This window comes from Zavarzinella formosa DSM 19928 (genome assembly GCF_000255705.1).
Taxonomy (GTDB): Bacteria; Planctomycetota; Planctomycetia; order Gemmatales; family Gemmataceae; genus Zavarzinella; species Zavarzinella formosa.
In genome coordinates, this window is sequence record NZ_JH636447.1 from 99537 (window position 1) to 101897 (window position 2361).

General features: G+C 68.1%; 1 protein-coding gene. It reads right to left on the minus strand.

Translation table 11 applies throughout. The features are described 5' to 3' along the window. The coding region (locus BGIM_RS54445) for a HEAT repeat domain-containing protein (RefSeq protein ID WP_040891497.1) at positions 1-2361 on the minus strand (2361 nt) is incomplete at both ends.

The following is a 2361-nucleotide window of genomic DNA, read 5'->3' on the forward strand; positions in this document are numbered from 1 at the left end:
GGTCGGCGAGCGTCTTCTCGGCGAAGCCGAAGCGGGCGGCCGGCCACAGCAATTCTTCGAGGGCGACCTCTGCCAGCGTCACGGCCTTCGCCGTCGCCTCTTGATCGTGTTGTCCGATGCGACGGAGCATCAGATCTCGGCGTGTCCGCCACGTGGCCCACCACTTGCCGATGGCCGCTTCGACGGCCTTTCGCACCGGGGTGGAAGGCGCCGCCGCACGGGCGATCATGCGGGCGGCGGCCTTGACCATCCACGGGTTGTCGCCGGCCAGGGCCTTCGTCATCACGTCGTCCGGCGGCGTCGGCCGGGCCATCAAAATGCCCTCGACGGCCGCAAACCCATTGCCGGTCGTCTGCGGCAGCGTTTGCAACAGCCGGAGCGTGTCGCCGCGTTCGCGGAGAGCCTTGAGAACGTCCGTCCCGGCTTCGCCCATCGCCGTGAAGTTTTTCTCGTGCGGCGTTTCCACCGCCGCGTAACACGGCTCCAGCGAGTCGGGACCGAACTGCCGCACGGCCGCGTCGAAGGCGGCGTTGACCACGTCGTTGTCGTTGTCCTTTCGCAACCGCTCCAGCACGGCGTCCCGGCTGGCGGGATCGGCGGAGTGGCCGAGCTGTTCAACGGCCGTTTGGCGGGTTTTCCAGTTGTTCGATCTGGCCGCCGCGCGAATGAGCGTCCATCCGGCCGGCGAGTCGAACCAGCGCAGGCCGACCAGCGCCTGTTGGGCGACGCCGTCCATCGGCGACTTCGCGAGGCGTTCGAGCAGCTTGCCGATTTCGTCGCCACGCGGCGATATTCGCAAATGCCCAAGGGCTTCCGCCGCCGGCTCCTGAAGGGCGTGCCCGTTCTCGCCGGCGAATTTCAACAGCACATCCACCGCCCGAGGGTCGGCCAGTTCGCCGAGGGCCAGCACGGCGTTGCGCCGCATCTGCACGTCGTCCAGATACTCCAGGCTCGACAGCAGAACCGGCAAACCTTCGCTTCGGCCGCCTCGGGCCAGCCCTTCCGCCGCCATGAATTGCGTCGTCGGGTCTTTGTGCCGGAGAGCCTTCAGCAAGGCATCCGGCGGACCGCCGCGTTTGCGGAGCCGCCAGCCGATCATTTCCAGCGCCTTGCGACGGACCTCGTCGTGCGGGCTGGCGGCCATCGTGGCGAGCGGTTCGTCGACTTCCGGTCCCCGGCTCGCCTTCGCGTGAGCCAGCACGGCGGGGCGGTCGACGATCTTGCCGGTCCGGATCAGCAGGTCGAAGGCCTTCGCCAGCACGGCCGGAAGCCGGGGGTGTTGCTTCGCCTCTGCGGCGGCGAAGGCCGCCTCGTCGTCCGGCGACGGCGCAATCTGTGTGTAACCGCTGACGATCAGGACGGCGTTGTAAGCATGGGCGAACCACTCCCCCTTCCGGAGGGCCATGTCGGCGAGCCGGTCAACGCAGGCGGGGTTGTAAAAGACCGCGGCCGCCTCGAACAAATCGCCGACCAAGGCCGTGCCGGTCGGGTCGGACTCGATGCGGTCGAGAAACACGTCCACGGCCCGCGAATCGCCGAGCGTTCCGAGCGCGGCGATGACCCGTCCCTGCTGGCCCTTTTCCGTCGCCTCTCGCAGCATGGCGGCCAGCACGTCGAACGCGGCCTGGTCTTTCTTCGTCGCCAGTTCCATCGCGGCCGCCTGCCGGACGTGGCGATAGCGCGATTCGACCGCCTTCCGCAGATACTTCTGGGCCTCCGCGTTCTTGTCGTACTCGGCGGCCAGCCATGCGACGGACTGCTGCCGCAACTTCTCGCTCACCGCGTCGAGGCTGACCGCCGCGACCGGGACTTGGCCCTTCGTCTTCGCGAGCAACTTCGCCGCTTCCAAAGCGAGATCGTCGGTGCGGGAGAGGAGTACCCGCTCCAGCACGGCGTCGCTGTCCGTGCCGGTCGTGCCGGCGGTGAGCAACTCCAGCCCCTTCACGCCCAAGTCGGTGTGGCCGGCTTCCAAGGCGTCGGCGGCAAGCATCGTTTTGTCGAAGCCGAGCGAGAGCAGATGCTCGAAGGCTTGCATCCGCACGGGCTGGTTCGGATCGCCGAGGGCTTGCGTGAGAATCGGCCGCGCCGAGCGAGCGGCCGCCGGCCCCGTGGACGCGATGGCGAAAATGCGGGCGAGCGCCGTCTGGCGAACGCGGATGGTCGCCGGCGTTGCGGTCGAGGAACCCTGTTCGCGGACGAGGCCGACGTAGGCCCCGAAGGCGAGTTCTTGCAATTCCCCGGCCGAGAGCTTCGGCTTCAACGGGGTCGCCTGCTTCTTCGCGGCCGTGATCTCGGCGGCGAATCGTTTGGCGTGAACGGCCCACGCCTTGTCCCACCCGGCCTGTTCCTTCTGGGTGAAGA